Source organism: Microbulbifer sp. CNSA002 (genome assembly GCF_047324085.1).
Lineage (GTDB): Bacteria > Pseudomonadota > Gammaproteobacteria > Pseudomonadales > Cellvibrionaceae > Microbulbifer.
This window is the reverse complement of record NZ_CP172449.1, coordinates 2620025-2637026: the sequence shown is the minus strand read 5'-3', so window position 1 is coordinate 2637026 and position 17002 is coordinate 2620025. Positions and strand designations below refer to the sequence as shown.

General features: G+C 48.9%; 19 protein-coding genes. 3 read left to right on the top strand and 16 right to left on the bottom strand.

Features of this window, described 5'->3' with window-relative positions; genetic code table 11:
* Positions 1-8 precede the first annotated feature (8 nt).
* Positions 9-281 (bottom strand): hypothetical protein, encoded by a 273-nt coding sequence (locus tag ACG1BZ_RS11845; RefSeq protein WP_108733205.1) that lies wholly within the window; start codon positions 279-281, stop codon positions 9-11.
* Between the two features lie 4 nt (positions 282-285).
* Positions 286-603, bottom strand: a complete 318-nt coding sequence (locus tag ACG1BZ_RS11840; protein ID WP_413661967.1) for a hypothetical protein — start codon at positions 601-603, stop codon at positions 286-288.
* A 196-nt stretch (positions 604-799) separates the two neighbouring features.
* Between ACG1BZ_RS11840 and ACG1BZ_RS11835 the strand changes: the two genes are divergently transcribed.
* Positions 800-1375 carry a hypothetical protein gene (locus ACG1BZ_RS11835; RefSeq protein WP_413665822.1) on the top strand — a complete coding sequence of 192 codons (576 nt, stop codon included), beginning with the start codon at positions 800-802 and terminating at the stop codon, positions 1373-1375.
* 369 nt (positions 1376-1744) lie between these two features.
* Here ACG1BZ_RS11835 and ACG1BZ_RS11830 read toward each other — a convergent pair whose 3' ends face one another.
* From ACG1BZ_RS11830 to ACG1BZ_RS11770, 13 genes are all read right to left on the bottom strand, one after another.
* A complete protein-coding gene (locus tag ACG1BZ_RS11830; RefSeq protein WP_413665821.1) occupies positions 1745-2371 on the bottom strand; it encodes a LysE family translocator in 627 nt (208 codons plus the stop codon).
* An 86-nt stretch (positions 2372-2457) separates the two neighbouring features.
* Entirely contained in the window at positions 2458-3495 is a 1038-nt protein-coding gene (gene hypE / locus ACG1BZ_RS11825; protein WP_413665820.1) for a hydrogenase expression/formation protein HypE, read from the bottom strand.
* On the bottom strand, positions 3461-4588 hold the full coding sequence (gene hypD / locus ACG1BZ_RS11820; RefSeq protein WP_413665819.1) for a hydrogenase formation protein HypD: 1128 nt from the start codon (positions 4586-4588) through the stop codon (positions 3461-3463). The genes hypE and hypD overlap by 35 nt, the downstream gene beginning before the upstream one ends.
* 11 nt (positions 4589-4599) lie before the next feature.
* A complete protein-coding gene (locus ACG1BZ_RS11815; protein ID WP_413665818.1) occupies positions 4600-4824 on the bottom strand; it encodes a HypC/HybG/HupF family hydrogenase formation chaperone in 225 nt (74 codons plus the stop codon).
* Positions 4824-7139 (bottom strand): carbamoyltransferase HypF, encoded by a 2316-nt coding sequence (gene hypF / locus ACG1BZ_RS11810; RefSeq protein WP_413665817.1) that lies wholly within the window; start codon positions 7137-7139, stop codon positions 4824-4826. Before hypF ends, ACG1BZ_RS11815 begins: the two co-directional genes overlap by 1 nt.
* Positions 7129-7401, bottom strand: coding sequence for a hydrogenase/urease maturation nickel metallochaperone HypA (locus tag ACG1BZ_RS11805; RefSeq protein WP_413665816.1), 273 nt, complete (start codon positions 7399-7401; stop codon positions 7129-7131). Before ACG1BZ_RS11805 ends, hypF begins: the two co-directional genes overlap by 11 nt.
* The gene (locus ACG1BZ_RS11800; RefSeq protein WP_413665815.1) at positions 7364-7885 is read right to left on the bottom strand and encodes a hydrogenase maturation protease; all 522 of its coding nucleotides are present in this window, start codon (positions 7883-7885) and stop codon (positions 7364-7366) included. Before ACG1BZ_RS11800 ends, ACG1BZ_RS11805 begins: the two co-directional genes overlap by 38 nt.
* Positions 7821-9185 (bottom strand): Ni/Fe hydrogenase subunit alpha, encoded by a 1365-nt coding sequence (locus ACG1BZ_RS11795; protein WP_413665814.1) that lies wholly within the window; start codon positions 9183-9185, stop codon positions 7821-7823. Before ACG1BZ_RS11795 ends, ACG1BZ_RS11800 begins: the two co-directional genes overlap by 65 nt.
* A 43-nt stretch (positions 9186-9228) precedes the next feature.
* Positions 9229-10047, bottom strand: coding sequence for an oxidoreductase (locus ACG1BZ_RS11790; protein WP_413665813.1), 819 nt, complete (start codon positions 10045-10047; stop codon positions 9229-9231).
* On the bottom strand, positions 10023-10832 hold the full coding sequence (locus ACG1BZ_RS11785; protein WP_413665812.1) for an FAD/NAD(P)-binding protein: 810 nt from the start codon (positions 10830-10832) through the stop codon (positions 10023-10025). Before ACG1BZ_RS11785 ends, ACG1BZ_RS11790 begins: the two co-directional genes overlap by 25 nt.
* The gene (locus ACG1BZ_RS11780) at positions 10822-11310 is read right to left on the bottom strand and encodes a cyclic nucleotide-binding domain-containing protein (RefSeq protein ID WP_282932825.1); all 489 of its coding nucleotides are present in this window, start codon (positions 11308-11310) and stop codon (positions 10822-10824) included. Before ACG1BZ_RS11780 ends, ACG1BZ_RS11785 begins: the two co-directional genes overlap by 11 nt.
* Positions 11307-12428 (bottom strand): 4Fe-4S dicluster domain-containing protein, encoded by a 1122-nt coding sequence (locus tag ACG1BZ_RS11775; RefSeq protein WP_413665811.1) that lies wholly within the window; start codon positions 12426-12428, stop codon positions 11307-11309. Before ACG1BZ_RS11775 ends, ACG1BZ_RS11780 begins: the two co-directional genes overlap by 4 nt.
* Positions 12429-12588: 160 nt before the next feature.
* Entirely contained in the window at positions 12589-13065 is a 477-nt protein-coding gene (locus tag ACG1BZ_RS11770; RefSeq protein ID WP_413665810.1) for a hypothetical protein, read from the bottom strand.
* Between the two features lie 391 nt (positions 13066-13456).
* Here ACG1BZ_RS11770 and ACG1BZ_RS11765 point away from each other — a divergent pair, with 391 nt between their 5' ends.
* Positions 13457-13888, top strand: coding sequence for a hypothetical protein (locus ACG1BZ_RS11765; RefSeq protein WP_413665809.1), 432 nt, complete (start codon positions 13457-13459; stop codon positions 13886-13888).
* Positions 13889-13924: 36 nt separating this feature from the next.
* Here ACG1BZ_RS11765 and ACG1BZ_RS11760 read toward each other — a convergent pair whose 3' ends face one another.
* Positions 13925-15070, bottom strand: coding sequence for a hypothetical protein (locus ACG1BZ_RS11760; RefSeq protein WP_413665808.1), 1146 nt, complete (start codon positions 15068-15070; stop codon positions 13925-13927).
* A 269-nt stretch (positions 15071-15339) separates the two neighbouring features.
* Between ACG1BZ_RS11760 and ACG1BZ_RS11755 the strand changes: the two genes are divergently transcribed.
* Complete coding sequence (locus ACG1BZ_RS11755) at positions 15340-17001, top strand: VRR-NUC domain-containing protein (RefSeq protein WP_413665807.1); 1662 nt, start codon at positions 15340-15342, stop codon at positions 16999-17001.
* The last annotated feature ends 1 nt before the right edge of the window (position 17002 follow it).

Here is a 17002-nt window from a genome sequence, read left to right as displayed (position 1 = left end):
ACCGAAAATTATAAAAAAGAAAGAGCGCTTAGTCCGAGCATGACCAGCAACAGGGACAGTAGGTATGCCGCTGCGCGCCAAGTGGAGGCGGCGAGTAACCCCATACTCATATACCCGACCCATAAAAGTGTCGATAACATAGATCCCGCTGCCATCCGTTCTGTTGGCTCGGCGGACGGCCAGTAAATCGACAACATCACCGTGCTGGAAAACATCAAGATAATGCTCAGCACAATGGTCAGGGCGACCTGTTGCCAACTGATTTTTATTGAAGCAGCCATAGAGTTATCCGATAGTCAGAAGAGCCTGCTCTAATACCAACAAGCCCACTACTGACAGCGGAAAATGGCGAAGCAGCCAATTAGGTTTGATTGGGGCGAGCAGTGCTTGTAATAAAGCGCAGAACATCGCGACACAAAGCCAAATGGGTATCCCTACCTCCCAACCATATAGGAATCCATAAGGAATTGAACTCACCGGAAGCACCCACCAGGCAATTCTTTGTAAGCGCTTAAAACTACTGAGCTGTAGATCTTTATGTCTGGTTACAAAAATAAGTAGTACAGCCAAATAAGTAAGTAGGAAAGCCACCAGGTTAGACATTGAAGTTTTCCAGCCTTCTTTGCTTAGAGGTCGCGGATTTTTTGAACATTGCGCTTATTCTTTACAGAAATGGAGTTTCGTAGTTGCAAATATTGCCTTCAATACTGGGAAGCTTTGTATTTAGCGATCTACCGGGTTTAAATTTAAGTCACAAATAATAATCATTATCAGTTGTAGTCTATCTTAAGATACATGTTTGTTCAATTGGCTTGAAAATGCAGACAGACTGGAAGGTAGCAATGAAGAGGTGCTAAGTTCTTTTATCTTTCTTCCATATCTTATTGTTCTTATCATGTGGATTATTGACTTCGAAGCCAGTGGCTTATCCAAGCAGAGTTACCCTATAGAAGTTGGCCTCTGCTCTGAAACAGTGGAATACCAGGCGCTAATAAAACCAATGCCACACTGGTCTTATTGGTCCGATGATGCTGAATCGATACATAACATTTCCCGATCAAAGCTGGAATCCGAGGGTATTGATCCAACTACAGTGGCTTATAGCCTAAACAGGATTCTTTCAGCGCAGATTGTCTATTGTGATGCCCTGCACTGGGACAGTTTTTGGTGCAATGCCCTTTTTTCTGATACTGGCATTCATCAGGAGTTTGAACTCAGGGATATTCAGGAGCTAATTGGTGGCTCTGAAAATCACTTAAGAGCATTCATTAAAGAGCGCGAAAAGCTGGAGGACTCTGACAAATTCACAGTTCATCGAGCGCTGGATGATGCAAAAATAATCAGGAAGGCACTAAAAGTAGCATTAGCAGGCTGATATGAGTGAGTAGCTTTGGAGTTAAGTAAAACGGTCGTCCTCCTTTGACTAACTAACAGAGAGCAGTAATTAGGGAGCCTCTGAGTAACTCCGTGATACCTCTGGCATGCAGAGCGGTTCACAATCAAGGCGCGGCTTCGCAGGAATGTCTAGACCTTTCAAGAAGTCGCAACGCGGAGTGTGAATCGCTCTGCAAGCCCCGAAGGGCGGGCCTTGAAGGCCACAGCTGCTGCGTTGCAGCTCTTGCAAAGGGCTACGGCCATTCGCGGCGAGCTGCGCCTAACATCTGCAGCCTTCAAGACCCGCAGAGGCATTACGGAGTTACTCAGAGGCTCCTTAGGTCTATTACTTCTGCACCTTGTGGAGGCACTAACTCTTTGCCGCAATAAAAACACCACTTCCTATAAGTAAAGCCCCAGAGCCGTATTTTAGAGCCGGGGTCTTTCCTGATTGACTGATTGTTGACCGTGCCTTGCAGGCAAGGTACGCATAACCGGCCATCACGCTGCCTACGGCTAGCGTTGCAATTGCAAATATAATTGCAATGTCCAAAGAAGCAACACGAGTTAGATCGAGGAATGCTGGAAAGAAGCTTACGTAGAAAAGAATAGCTTTCGGGTTACCCAGCGTGGTGACTAAGCCCAGTAGAAAACTTGAAAAGCTGCTATGGGAGTGGCTTGTTGCTATTTGGTTTTGGTCGACTTGTCTTTTCTTTGCTGAGAGAAAGATATTCACTCCCAGCCAGATAAGATAGGCTGCTCCAGCATATTTAATAACAATGAATAAGCTCCCCAAGGTTTCGGATAGCGTTGCTAAGCCAAGCAGAGCTAACAAAATAAAGAAATAATCGCCTACAACAATTCCCACTACTGTAATTAACCCCTGGCGCAAGCCGAGTGTCACTGACCGGGAAACAACAGCTAATACTCCTGGCCCAGGTATCAGTGCTAGAACTAGCATTGAAATGAACAGAGCTAAGGATGTAGAGATTGTCATGAGGTACTCAGTGATAGTTAGAGCTTTTATACATTGATTCTATATGCTCAAAAACTGTACGTAAATTGTGCTTTTGAGGCTTCTTGCTAGCAAATCCTTGGCAACTGCTCTCCAGGTAAACGCTGCAATAACCGATCACATCCCAAATTGTTTTTTAAAATAACCTGGGAGCTATTTCCTCCCCCAACAGTACCAATAACCGCAAAGCTGCTATATGCGGTTGCTTTTCGAAGAATGGAAAGTGCCAACTTAACACCTGCTTCGGGGACAAAAGACACAAAACGCCCCTCATTCGCTACATAGAGTGGGTCTAGCCCCAGTAGCTCACAAGCGCCCTGCACGGCATCACAAACAGGTATCTTGCTCTCCTCCAAGACAAAGGTCCGTCCGCAGTTTTCCGCTAGCTCCACCAATGCGGTGGCTAGCCCACCTCGTGTGAGATCTCGCAGACAATGAACTTCAATTCCGGCATTGATCATTTGTGCAACTACACCATTCAGTGGCGCACAATCGCTGAGGAGATCACTTTCAAACTCGAGTCCCTCTCGGATGGCCATCACTGCTATGCCATGGCGGCCGAGATCGCCGGACAGGATAATAGAGTCACCTTGGCAAATACGGTTGGGATCAATGGGTTGTTCTCTTATCAGGGTACCGATACCACTGGTATTGATATAGAGCCCATCCCCCCTCCCTTTCTCTACCACTTTGGTATCGCCGGTGACTAAGGTAATTCCTGAGTTCCGGGCAGCCTCAGCCATCGAGATCAGAACCCGTTGGAGAGTTTCCAGAGGTAACCCCTCTTCGAGAATCAAGCCGCAGCTTAGAAACTTGGGTTCCGCGCCGGCCATAGCCAAATCGTTGACGGTGCCATAAACGGCGAGCTCACCGATGTTTCCTCCGGGAAAGAAAAGCGGTGAGATGACAAAGGAGTCGGTGGTAAATACGAGCTGATCCGGTTTCCATGGAAGTGTTGCACTGTCATGGGCCTGGGATAGCCAGGGGTTAGAGAAGACAGGTTGAATATATTGATCGATCAAGCGTTGGGTCATCTCCCCACCGCTGCCATGGCCGAGGCGTACGACCTCGTCAGCGGTTAGTGGAATTGGACACTGCAGATTCATTCGATTCCACCTGGTTCTGGTAGCGATAGTAGGCCGCGCAAGCGCCTTCAGTGGAAACCATTGGCGCCCCCAGCGGTTGCTGGGGTTGGCAGGTCTTAGCGAAGTGAGGGCAATCCCCGGGTTTCTTTAGCCCCAGCATAATATCCCCACTGATACATCCCCTGTTTTCAGAAATGCTCAATGCTGGCAGATTGAATGTTTGTTCTGCATTGAATCCTGAGTAATCGTCGCTCAGTACCAGACCGCTAGCGGGAATCTCACCTATGCCGCGCCACTGCTGTGTTGCTACTTTAAAAACCTCTTTAATCAAGTCTTGGGCAACGGTATTACCTGTTTTAGTAACCGCGCGCTGATATTGGTTTTCTACTTCACAGCGACCATTTTCTAATTGACGGACACACCGGAGTACGCCTTCAAGAATATCCAGGGGTTCAAAGCCTGTAATCACTATTGGAATCTGGTGTTTTTTCACCAAGCTGCGGTACTGACGATATCCGGTTATTGCACAGACGTGACCTGCAGCTAGGAAACCTTGAATCCGGCAGTCTTCACGGGCACATATCGATTGAATCGCCGGTGTAACCAAAAACTGTGATATCAATGCGTAAAAGTTGTCGATTTGCTTTTGCTTGGCGAGGGACAGCGTCAAAGCATTTGCGGTAGCAGTCGTTTCAAAACCCACCGCAAAGAATACGACCTGCTTGGTGGGGTTCTGCTCTGCCATATTGAGTGCTTGCAGCGGCGAGTAGACAATACGGATATCGCCTCCGGCAGCTTTGACTTCTAGTAAATCTCGATCTGAACCGGGGACTCGCAACATATCGCCAAAGGAGCAGAAGATAACATTGGGCACTGCAGCAATCGCAATAGCTCTATCGATAATTTCCTGAGGTGTAACACAAACCGGGCAACCGGGCCCGTGTACCAATTGAATCTCCTCGGGCAGTAATTGCTGCAAGTTGTATTTCGCGATGGCATGGGTTTGCCCTCCACAGATCTCCATTAGAGTCCATGGGCGAGTGGTGACTTTCTGAATCTCTGCCGCAATTAGCTTGATGTTCTCGCCGTTGCGATATTCCTTGAGGTATTTCATTACAGGCTGACTCAACCCAGTGTTTTGAGGTACTCGAAAACCTTATTTGCTTCTTCTTCTCTCAACTTGCTGATCGCGACTCCAGCATGAACGATCACGTAGTCTCCTACTTCAGCCTCAGGGACCAATGATAAATTTACAGCTTTACTGATACCGCCGAAGGAAACTTTTCCGGTGCGCTCCAAGACTGATTGTTGCTCTATTAATTCGATTCTTCCGGGAATTCCCAGGCACACTAGGAACTCTCCTCTCCCAATGACTGCCCTGCAGCATCCATACATTGTGCGTAGTGGATCTGGCCCAGTGATATTCCACCATCATTTGGGGGGACCTCACTGTGGCTGTGAACGGAAAAGCCCTGGCTTTCCAGGAGCGCAGTGACGGTTTCGGTAAGCCGCTTATTCTGGAAAACACCGCCAGATAGAAAGATATTCTTTTCACCTTGTTGAGTTGCTACTGCAAGCGCCATCTGCGCGAGTGTGTTGTGAAATGCAGCGGCTCTTTGTGGCAGTGATCGGTTTTCATCGTAGATCAAAGCACTAATACAGGGTGTCCAATCTAGTTCCAGCAGGTCCCCTTTTTGAACAAGGCTAAAGGGGTAGCTGTCTTTAGAGCTGACGCCACGGGCACACTGTTCTAGAGCCATGGCGGCCTGCCCTTCAAAGCTGGTATGTGTAGTCAGTCCGAGGAGTGCAGATACCGCATCGAATAGGCGGCCGACAGAGCTACACGGTGGGCTGTTAATCTCACCTTTTAGCATGGTAACCAGGTTTTGACGCTCGCTGCGAGTGAAGCAGCGCTTTAATTGTCGATTCTCCAGGGCGACAAACCCGGAGATTTCATACAGAAGTCCGGCCGCAGAGCGTCTGGGCTCGCGCACGGCCTTTTCACCGCCCGGCAGCGGGAATGTACGAAAGCTGGCGATGTGTTTGACAGGAGACTGTCCATTCCAATGAAAGAATTCTCCACCGCGAACAATGCCACTGCGGTCGTAACCAGTTCCATCCCAGCAGATTCCTAGTGCAGGTCCTGAGTGAGCGTGTTCTGCCATGCAGGAAAATAGATGGGCAATATGGTGCTGAACACCAATACGCACAGCTCTTTGCTTCATAGCCCAGCGGTGAGAGGTATAGCCTGGATGGAGGTCGTGGATTAATTTTTTCGGGCGGCACTGCTGTAGTTTGGTGAGATCGCCAATAGTTTGGTTGAAGTGCTTCAGGGTATTGGCACTACCTAAGTCGCCAATATGTTGGCTGGGATATGCCCACCCGGCGTGAGACAGTGCAACTGTGTTTTTCAGGTCCGCGCCCAGGGCCAGGAAGCTCTCTCGTTCACCTTCGCCCTTTGTGCCTGGAACAGGCAAGGTGATGGGTAGTGGTGCGTAGCCCCGGGCTCGACGCAACATCAGCGGACGGTTATTGACCACCCTGAGTACAGAGTCATCCAGCGGGCGCAAAATTCGGCGATTGTGAACCAGAAAGTAGTCAGCGATTTTACCCAGGCGCTCAAACGCCTCATCATTCTCTGTACAAATAGGCTCTTCCGCAAGGTTGCCACTAGTAGCGACAAGGGGGGCTCGATACTTACGTGCAAGCAAGTAATGCAAGGGGGATGCAGGTAACATCACCCCCAAGTCGGCAAGATTTGGAGCGACCAGCGGATGTATCCTGGAGTGATTGTCCTCCTTCGCTTCCAATAGAACAATCGGTCTTTCTCGGGTCGATAGTAGCTGCGCCTCTTGCTCCGAGACACAGCAATCCTGGCAGACACTTTTCAGCTCGTCATATAGAAGCGCGAACGGCTTATGCGGACGTTGTTTGCGCTGGCGCAAGTTGGCGAGCGCCTTACCATTGGAGGCGTCGGCTAACAGTTGAAAGCCGCCCACCCCTTTAAGGGCAATAATTTTCCCCTGAGCAAGGGCATCTAGAGCTTTGGATAGTGCCCGACTCTTCTTCGCAATTGTAACGCCGGCAGTATTACAGAAAAGTAATTGAGGGCCGCACTGGGGGCAGGCATTGGGCTCCGCATGGAAGCGTCGATTGAGGGGGTCCCGATACTCCCCCGAGCATTTTCCGCACAAAGGGAAGTGGTGCATGGAGGTGTTGACACGATCGTAGGGCAGTTTGTAAATGATGCTGTAGCGGGGGCCGCAAAGAGTACAGCTGATAAACGGGTATTCATAGCGGCGATTGTTAGGGTCTGACAATTCCCTGAGGCAATCATCACAGGGAGCCAGGTCTGGTAAAACGATGGTTGAACTACTGGCATCACGGACACTGGGTAAGATTCGAAAACCGTATTCTGCCTGAAGAGCCACCGGATAGGATTCAATGTGAGTGATGCGACTGTAGGGCGGCTTCTCTGAAGATAACTTATCGATAAACTTTTCGATTTCCCGGCTTTTGCCTTGGACTTCAATTCTCAAGCCGCCGCTGTAGTTGGCCACCCAGCCTTTTAATTGAAAGCTATCGGCCAGGCGATAGACAAAGGGCCGGAATCCTACTCCCTGCACCAATCCGGCGATTTCAATCCGGCGGCGTTCAGTGGCCATCAGTCTCCTCAAACTTTAAGCTCTCCAGGATTACATCCTGGGCTTCCTTGTGATTAATATCCTTAAGCTCATCAATTTCCAGCTTAATCCCCTCGAGAGAAGTCCCGAGTATCTCCCTGTCAAAATGCTCCCTCAGATGCGCTGCAGACATATGCGCCAGGGCACCCAAGCGTAAGCGAACGCCGATCGGCCTGCCGGGTTCATCAGAGGCCAGTTCCTGGATTTTATTGATCAGGTTTTTGATGAGATTCTGTTCGTGCATAGTGGTCTCCGCTGTATAGCGTTAGGTGCGCGATAATCATTTGCTCTGCTCGATGGGCTGCACTGGCCACTTTGGGCGATAACCCTTGTCCTTTTGCCAGACTTTCTGAGTTGATCGCAAAAACCTCCAGATGTGCCGGCAGCGAATCAATATGCTTTCCCATGGTCAGCGCTTCGGTCAGCCCAAATCCATGGCTTGATGTATTGCACATCGATGGAGCAAGTGCGTTGCCTAGACCATCAATGGTGACAACCTCCCCGATAGGGTGCTGATCACTTACCATGGCGTCTACAAGGCAAACCCATCGACCTTTCCATTGCGCGAGCAAATGTAAAATATCGCCACCGCTTTCGAGGAATTCCACCGCCCCTCCAAGTTTCTGGCGAAGTCGAGCGATGATATGTGGCCCTACTCCATCATCACCGCGCAGGGGATTGCCCAGGCTTACCAGTAACCATGGATTGCTTACTTTGCGCTTGCCCATAATTCAAATGTAGCTGTAGGAAGTGAGTGGAGCAGGAAATGCAGGGGTCGTAATTCCTTATCGCTCGTTCACATAACCCCCGTAATTTATCCTCAGGAAAGTGCATAAAGCTCGGCAACATCAAGCGGAGGTCATCTTCGATGGTCTTCTGGTTTTGTGAGGTGGGAGCGACAATTTTTGCCGTCGCAATCTTGCCTTTCTCATCAATGTCATAGCGATGATACAGAAGCCCACGGGGTGCTTCGGTGGCTGCACAGCCGCTTGCGGTTCTCGGCTCGGTCTTTAAATGAGGCTCGGCTGGGGGTTGGTATCTATCAATAATATGCAGGGCTTCTTCAAAGGCATGTAGTACCTCCAGGCTCCTAACCAGGATACCTTGGAAGGGATTTAAACAGGGGGCGGTAAAGTTGATCTCCTCAGCCAATTGCAATGCACGAGGTGACAGCTTGTCGCGATTAAGGTTGTATCGTGCGATGGGGCCCACCAGATAGGCACCCCGCTCCCGTAAAGTACAGTGCAGCGCGGTGCTATGAGCGACGTGCTCTTCTTCAAAGTGGTTCTCATAGTCTTGGGCGCTAATATTGAGTCCCGCACTGGAGGTGATCCTGCCCTCGTTCATTGGGTATTCTGACGGGTGGGTTAGAGCGACAAATTCGTAGTGCTTATCCCTTCGCCATTCGTAGCTGGGGAAAGGCAAAGCTGCGGACCAGCGCACCAGTTGCTCGGTGAGATCCCGGGCCATTTCCAGCTGCGCTACCAAGGCTGTGAGTTCACGAGCCTCCGGAGCCTTGTAGAACCCCCCTACCCTCACATTAATCGGGTGTACTTCCCTGCCACCAATAAGGCGAACCAGGGCATTGCCCGCCTTTTTAATCTCCAGCGCGTTCTTAACAATCTCTGGATGATCCTTAGCCATTGCGACTGCATTGGGGTAGCCGAGGAAATCTGGTGCATGGAGCATGCTGATATGCAGCATATGGCTCTCGATCCATTCACCGCAGTAAAGCAATCGACGAAGCATACGCAAAGCGCCGCCGGGCTTTAGGTTCAGGGCATTCTCCATGGCATGCACAGCACTCATCTGGTAGGCCACCGGGCAGATCCCACATATGCGTGCGGTGATATCTGGGGCTTCCAAAAAATCGCGCCCTCTGAGAAGGGCTTCGAAGAATCTTGGGGGCTCAAAAATCTTGAGCTGTACATTTTGTACGCCGCTGTCGTCGTAGTCGATATGAAGGGCTCCTTCCCCTTCGACCCGAGCGAGATAATCCACCTTAATCGTTTTGCTGCGATCCACCATAAAGCTCACCTGGAGGCAGATTAATCACCAATGTTTCGGGGGGTTACCGCTCCCCATCTTCTTGCCTATCCTCACTTTGCACTTTAAAAGAAGGTGCTAGTGGATTGAAATTCCTAAGGTTTTCAACAATTAAAGTATTTTCTACATTTAGTTTTTCATCCCACCAATGGCAAAGTGATTCGGTGTTGGGATTTTCCTTGGGACCGTAGCAAGCGTAGCAACCACGGTTGTAACTGGGGCAAATAGCGCCACATCCCGCGTGTGTAACAGGCCCCATACAGGGGGTGCCGTGGGCAACCCAGATACAAACATTGCCGCGCAATTTACAGTCAATACACACCGAGTGATTGGCAATCTGGGGGGCTCGCCGGTGTAGGAATGCACTGATTACTTCAAGCAATTGATGCTTGTTGATAGGACACCCCTGTAATTCAAAGTCCACTGGTACCCTCCCTGATATTGGTGTGGATTCCTTGAGAGTGGCGATATATTCCGGGTGGGCATAGACCACATCGGTGAACTCCTGCACATCGGCAAAGTTGCGAAGTGCCTGAATCCCTCCAGCTGTTGCACAGGCGCCAATACTGATTAGAAAGCGGGACTGACGTCTGACCTCTAGGATTCTCTCTTCATCTGCTGGCGTGGTAATGGAGCCCTCGACGAGAGAGATATCAAAAGGGCCCTCTTTCACCTCACTGGAAGCTTCCAGGAAATAGGCGATATCTACCTGGGCTGCCAAAGAAAGAAGCTCATCCTCACAATCCAATAGGCTCAGTTGGCAACCATCACAGGAAGTGAACTTCCAGACTGCAAGTTTGGGGGGAGGATTACTACTCGCTATAGGCTGTTGATTTGAAACCATGAGCGAATATTCCGGTAGCAAAAGACAGGGCCATCTTTACAAACAAAGTTAGGTCCCCACTGGCAGTGGCCGCAGATTCCAATGGCACACTTCATGTTGCGCTCCATGGATAGATAGATATTGGATTCATCCACACCTTTATGGAGAAGAACCTGTATGCAAAAGCGCATCATGATCTCCGGTCCACACACAAACACTAAAGCATCATTGCACTCCAAATGAGTGACACGCAGAGGGTCGGTAATCACACCAATATGCCCGTTCCAGTCTGTGCTGGCGTGGTCCACAGATGTCACCAGTTCAAATGATCTGCGCCAGTGACCAAGCTCTGGCTGGTAAAGCAATTCTTCGGGCCGACGCGCCCCATAGAAAACTTGTAGGCTCTTGGCCGGCAAGTGTCCGTTAAGAAAGCTGTAGATCAGGGGCCGTAAAGGCGCTAGCCCGAGTCCGCCGGCGATGATCACTAAGGGGCGATTTTCCGCCAAGTGAGTTGGCCACCCCTGCCCGAATGGTCCCCGGATACCCAGTTGCGCACCAACTTCCAGTTTGCAAAGCGCTTGGGTTGCCAGTCCCTGGCCTTTAATCGTATGGGTAAGTGGCTCAGCGGATGACGCACTGGGGCCACTCAAGGAGATAGCAGCCTCACCGGCACCAAAGGCATAAAGCATATTGAATTGCCCGGGCTGAATGGGTGATGGGCCCCTAGCCTCTCGTGTCAGGGATAGAGTGACAGTGCCAGGAAATTCTTCGCGCCGATGGGTAACACGCCATAATTCAGGGATCACAGCGAGGGATTCCCTGTGACGGATGTGGCCCGTAAAGGTCCAACAACTGTATTCGTGCTGCCTGCAGTCGCTCTGTAGCAACTTTGGTAAACCGTTTCATCAGCTCGAAACCGAGTCTCGGTTCTTTTTCGCACTTATCTCGGAGGCACTGCCCGCCAAGTTTAAGGCTGCGAACTGAGGTCAGGGCCCGGGCATCGAAAGCACTCAAGTAGGGAGGATACAGCCAGGACCAGCCGAATATATCTCCACCATGCAGTGTCATCAGACAAAGGGGCCCATAGTTGGGGACAAAGGTTTCTACGGCGACACGCCCAGATCGAATTAAGAAGAAATGGTTAGCCGGAGTGTTTTCCCTGGCAAGGTATTCGCCTTCTTTATAGTGACTATTGCTTGTACACCCGGATAGGAATGCCAGGTCCTTGTCTGCCAGCCCGGTAAAGAAAGGGTGCTCCTTGAGTAAGGTGGTGACAACTTTCATTTTTGTTCCTGGGCGCGAATATTCTGTATCTCTTCCGTGATATCGATGCCTACTGGACACCAGGTAATACAACGTCCACAACCGACACAGCCAGAGCTATCAAATTGGTCATACCAAGTGGCCAGTTTGTGAGTCATCCACTGTCGATAGCGGCTGCGGGTATCCGCCCTTACCGGGCCGCCAGACAAATAGCTCAACTCAGCCGTAAAGCAGGAATCCCAACGCTCCCAGCGCCGTGCTTCATTCCCGGTTAAATCTGTTGTGTCCTCAACGGTTGAGCAGAAGCACGTTGGGCAAGCCATAGTGCAATTGGCGCAGGAGAGGCAGCGCTCCGCGACTTTATCCCAGTTTGGGTTGTCATAATTGCGATAAAGCAGTGTCTTCAGGTCAGAGCTGTCAAAGCTGCGGCTACCTTTACTCACTTGATTTTCGGCTTGCTGAACGGCAGCTTGCCCCTCTTGTTTCTCCGTTTCTGAGGCATCAACAGTGGGTAGTTGCTTTAACACTCTGTTGCCTTGAGGGCTTCCGCTGCGTATGAGGAAGAAGTGGGCATCGGAGGTCAGAACTTCGGTGATTACCAGATCACTGGACAGTCGCACCTGCGGGCCTGTGTTCATTGCGGTACAGAAACAGGTATTTGCTGCTGTTGTGCACTCCACAGCAATAGTGAACAGCTGCGCTCGACGTGCCTTATAGCTGCTGTTTGCGTAATCCCCCTGTGCGAGGACACGGTCCTGGATAGCAATGGCGTGTAGCTCGCAACTGCGAACGCCGAGAAACGCTAACTTGACCGGAGGCTCCTCAATTTCCAGAATCTGAATATCTTCTCCAGAGCGACTAGCACTCCAGATCTGGCGCTGGGGCAACTGGAGGAACTGCTTCCAGGAGTGGGGGCCAACGGCGTAGCCAAAATAGGCGTTGTCGTTGCGGCGCTCCACCCGGTATTGCCCCGCCTCTTGCTGATCCGTCCATCCTTGGGGCAGATCTGTGGGAGTTTCAATCTCACCATAGGTAATAGCCCCGTTATGCAGTATCGGGCCAAAGAGCTGGTATCCTTCACTGCGAATTGCCTGAATCAAACAATCCAGGTCATTCGCTGCCAGTTTAAGTATTTCCACGAATAGCCGAGAGCCGGCTCCAAAAGAGCAGTAGTTGGTGACCCACTGATTTTTAGGTCTGTACCAACGAATTGCACTAAGACAAAAGTACCAAAATGCTAAGAAGAAAGTTTAGAGGAACGCTATTGCTCTGAGTCCTTATTGAGGTGGGGTGTATCCTTTAGGCAAAGTATTTCATAACCTTCTGATACTTATAAACGACATACCATCTAAGCAAGATGATTGGCGCAGTGCTTGCCATCACAAGGACTACACCTGCCCCGAGTTTGTTTAAGTTGATAGCGAGTAAAGAAAATTCAAAAATATCGATAAGCACAATAACTGGAATAAAAAAGATCCAAAGTTGTTCGAATCCTATTCTCTTGGCAAATGCTAAACCAAACAGTACGACGTAGAAAAGGAAGGAAACAACCAAGCTGATTACCAACCACCAAAAGGGGATGCCTGTGGAGCCATCGGTCAAGACCGTATATTGGGAGTACAGCTCCAGTGGTAGAAGGATAAAAAAGACAATTTTCCAGCCTACACTAGGGCTATAGACGGGGGGGCGATTGTCGAGTTCGCTCTCAGGTGCTTGATAAGGATTTTGCACGCTCTGCCCTTTAATTGGCCTTTGAAATTTAAAACTGTCGGCCACTTCAATCCTATGGATTAGTGCACTTATAAGCAATTCTTGTCGGCTATTACTGCAGCCAGAATGTAGAAGTAGTTTGCCGTTTATCGTTTAGTCTTTGGCATTCAGAGCTTACAGATTGACATCATGGCTTTACCTTGCTAACACTACAAAAAAGCAGGTTATGTTGTCACATTTATGCGATGAGCTGCCTCACATTATCGATAAACTATTGTACCAACTATTGACTTTGAATCTGCAGACAATATCCTCGCTGTTCAAATTTTGATAGTCAGAGAACCTAACTGGTAAGTAATGTTCAGCTCTATTTAGCTCAGGGAATGGCGAGAAGTAACTTTCGGATTGGTAATTAGTGCCTATCCGGAATAGCGGTAAATAATAAGGAAGTTTCGAGATGCAGGATATGTATCAGACACCAGATAGCCCCCTTACAGACTCTATTCCACACTACAAACCTAGTGTTGGTTGGAAGGTACTCCTTTTTATTCTCGCCCCGTTGGAAGTCTATTCCCAATATCTTGGTTTCGCCGCTGATGAGTGGGACCTCCCTATTTGGTGGATGATTTTTAGTCTGCTAGTTTATATTGTTTTTTTTGTTGCTTTGTTTGGATTGGCTTTCTCGAAAAGGATTGCCTTCTCAAATGCTTGGCGTATCTATTTGCCTATTTTAATCTGCACTGACGTATTTGAATTTTTCTCCATCATAGATGAATTCAATATGTCGGTACTGGAAATCCAAATCATAGTAATGATTTGGATTTCAGTGATATTTTTTACTTGGTACGTCGTATACCGGTATCAAAAGGTGATGAGATATTTTAAATAATATCTACGCTAGCCTTAACCTCTTTCAGTTAGTATTTTATTGGAAGGTGTTGCCAATATTACCTGTGCCAGTTTGTGTGGTTAATGCGATTTCACCACTGCCAACCTGAGAGATTGTTTGAATATTAGAAACGCCATTTTGCGTCGCAAGAATGCTGCTACTAATACCGCTATGTTGATTAATCTGGGAAGAATTAGAATCGCCAAACTGATTTAGTATCAATGAGCTGGTGAGCAAAGACCCGTCCTGCCCCTGATCTATTTGTGCAGTATTGGCTGAGCCATCTTGGATTACTAGAGTGGTACAGGAAATAAGTTCAATAGCGGCAATATTTTCGTTCCCTTGATCAAGATTTACCGTATTAGAAGAGCCGGTTTGCATTACCTCACCGCTGCTTGAGGTAATATTCTCCTGATCTACATTTGCAATGTTATTGTCACCAATCTGGGTGACTATCCCAGTAGCAGCTGAAACATCAGTTTCCTGTTCTATTCTTCCGGTATTCGAATCACCTATCTGCGTTATTATTGCAGTGCTCGTCGTCGTGACTTCATCCTGCTCGATATCTAAAAAGTTGGAAGAGCCAGTCTGGCTGGCCATAGCAAAGGTAAAGGTTACATCTCTATCCTGATCTATATTGGCGAAGTTGGAGTCACCAACTTGGGTGAATATGGCGCTAGTGCTATCCACCCTTATACGCTGATCTAAAACCAGTGTGTTAGACATTCCTTGTTGAGATGCGACAAGTGTGGTGGAAGTAACATCTTCCTGTTGCAGGACTTGGATGTCGTTTAAGTCTCCAGCCTGAGTGCCGGTGAAGGAGCTGAATTGCGCATCGTCCTGCAGCAAGGTCGCTGTATTATCACTGCCATTCTGGGTCAGGGAGGACGTAGTAAGCTGCGTTGCATTCTGTTGCACTGCTGAGGCCTGATTCAAATTTCCCGTCTGCACCAGTTCAATAGTGCTTTCAGAAGTGCCTGTAGTTTGGGATGCATCCGAGTCATTGAAATCGCCGATTTGGGTCTGAACAATCAAGTTGTTATGCACAGTACCATCGGACTGATCAGAAGTTGTACTATTGCCAGTACCTTCCTGGAATACCAGGGTGACATTATTATCAGCTAGAGCAGATACGCTGGCGGCAAATAGCGCGGCTGCAGTCACAGAATTTGTCACTTTCATAGAGGTAATCCCTTATTGGTTAAATCTTATGGGGCGACCGCTTATAAGCCTCGACTGCAAGCCTGGATGAGCATCAAGGGAGTTGCCATAGGAAAAAATGGCTGAATAACTAAGAAGAAAGCTTGGGATTGTTGTTTGTTCACCGGGCTAACTTGCTGTATAACCATACAGCCCCAGAGTAACCTCTGCCTCATTGTTTGCATATCACGTCATAAGGAACTGGTGTGCGGCATCGACGATAGATAGATCGAAAAACTAGCGCTTGTGCCATGACCCAACCGATAGAATTGCCAACTGGCTACTACCTGGACAACTTCAAAGCGTTGATTGAATTTGTTAGCCAACATTATTCCCGGCTTATCACCACATCTGAGCAAAATTTTTTTAAAACCTTCCAAGAGTTGGATATTTATAGCCAGCGGCTCTATGTGCGTTTGCTGTCCCGTAAAGGAGTACCCTCCTCTAGAGGATCGCTTTTCCGCCTGGAGAAGCTTAGCTATGGTGAGATAGAGAGCATTGAAAGTGCTGCAGCTGTTTTGGATCGCGTTGGACTACTTTGTTTTAATCCGGTGCTAACGGCACAAGAATATCTACCACTATTTACCAAAGCTGAATTGCTTACGGCAGGACCCTCGGGTATATCCAAGTCTCTCAGCCGGCCTTCCCTCGAGCAACTATTGCTTGAAGACTCCAGTTCGAGTGACTGGTTTGTGAACTTGCTTTCTCAGCACAGGGTACTAGCCGTCCAGGGTGCTGAGCATTTCCAGACTTTCAAACTGTGTTACTTTGGCAACTTGAATCAGGATCTTACCGACTATGTATTGCGGGATCTTGGGCTTTATCGGTATGAATCCTATCCACTGGATAAGCAAAATCTCCCCTTTCAAAGCCGCTCGCAAATTGATCAGTATCTGCTTTACTACCAATGCCTGGAGCTGTTAGAAGAGTCATTACTGGAAGATGCGGAAGCCATATTGGCCTTATCTGCTCAACTGCCAGAAGGTATCGATGGTGACTCAACCCTGGCTCGTCGGCTGGACAGAATACGTCTTAAGTTGGCACGGCAGCTTGAGCGGCTCAATGCTCTTGAGCAGGCCGATGCACTATATCAACTTTGTAAAACCTCTCCCGCCCGTGAGCGCCGCGCACGAATTGCCGTAAAGCAAGGGTACGACACTCTAGCATTGGAAATATGCGAGGAAATAATAGCTTCCCCTATGGACCAGGCAGAAAGAGAGTTTGCTCTTAGCTTTGGTTACCGCACAGCCAAACGAAGTGGAGGCCTCAACAATTGGCAGGCACCTCATAAAATCCAAGCCCCCACTGAAGTGATAAGTTTGGCGCAGGGGGAAATCTGTGTTGAGCTACAGGTGGCAGAGCACCTTGAAGGTTCTAGCGGTGGTGAGTGTTTTTATGTAGAGAACACCCTATTCACTGGTGTGTTGGGCCTCTATATTTGGGACGTACTGTTTGCACCTGTGCCTGGTGCTTTTTTCAACCCCTTCCAGGTAGCCCCAGCCGATTTTCGCACCGCGGATTTTTACTATTCCCGACAAGCGCTATTCACCCAGCGATTGGCTGAAATAGAGCATGAGCCCTTGAAGTCCCGTGTCCTCGCTACCTTTGCTGAGAAACAAGGTATTGCCAACCCTTTGGTTACTTGGGAGGCTTTGTCTACAGAACTACTTGAGAAGGCACTGGATAGAATCCCCCTAAGTCATTGGCGTTCAATTTTTACTCGCATGCTCAGTGACATCACACAGAATAGAAATGGGCTGCCAGACCTTATTTGCTTTACTCCCTCCGGTCACTATGAACTCGTGGAGGTTAAAGGTCCTGGGGATCGCTTACAAAAAAACCAAGAACGCTGGCTGGCGTTTTTTGCTGAAGAGGCGATCCCTCATCGGGTAATTCATGTGGAGTGGCACTAGC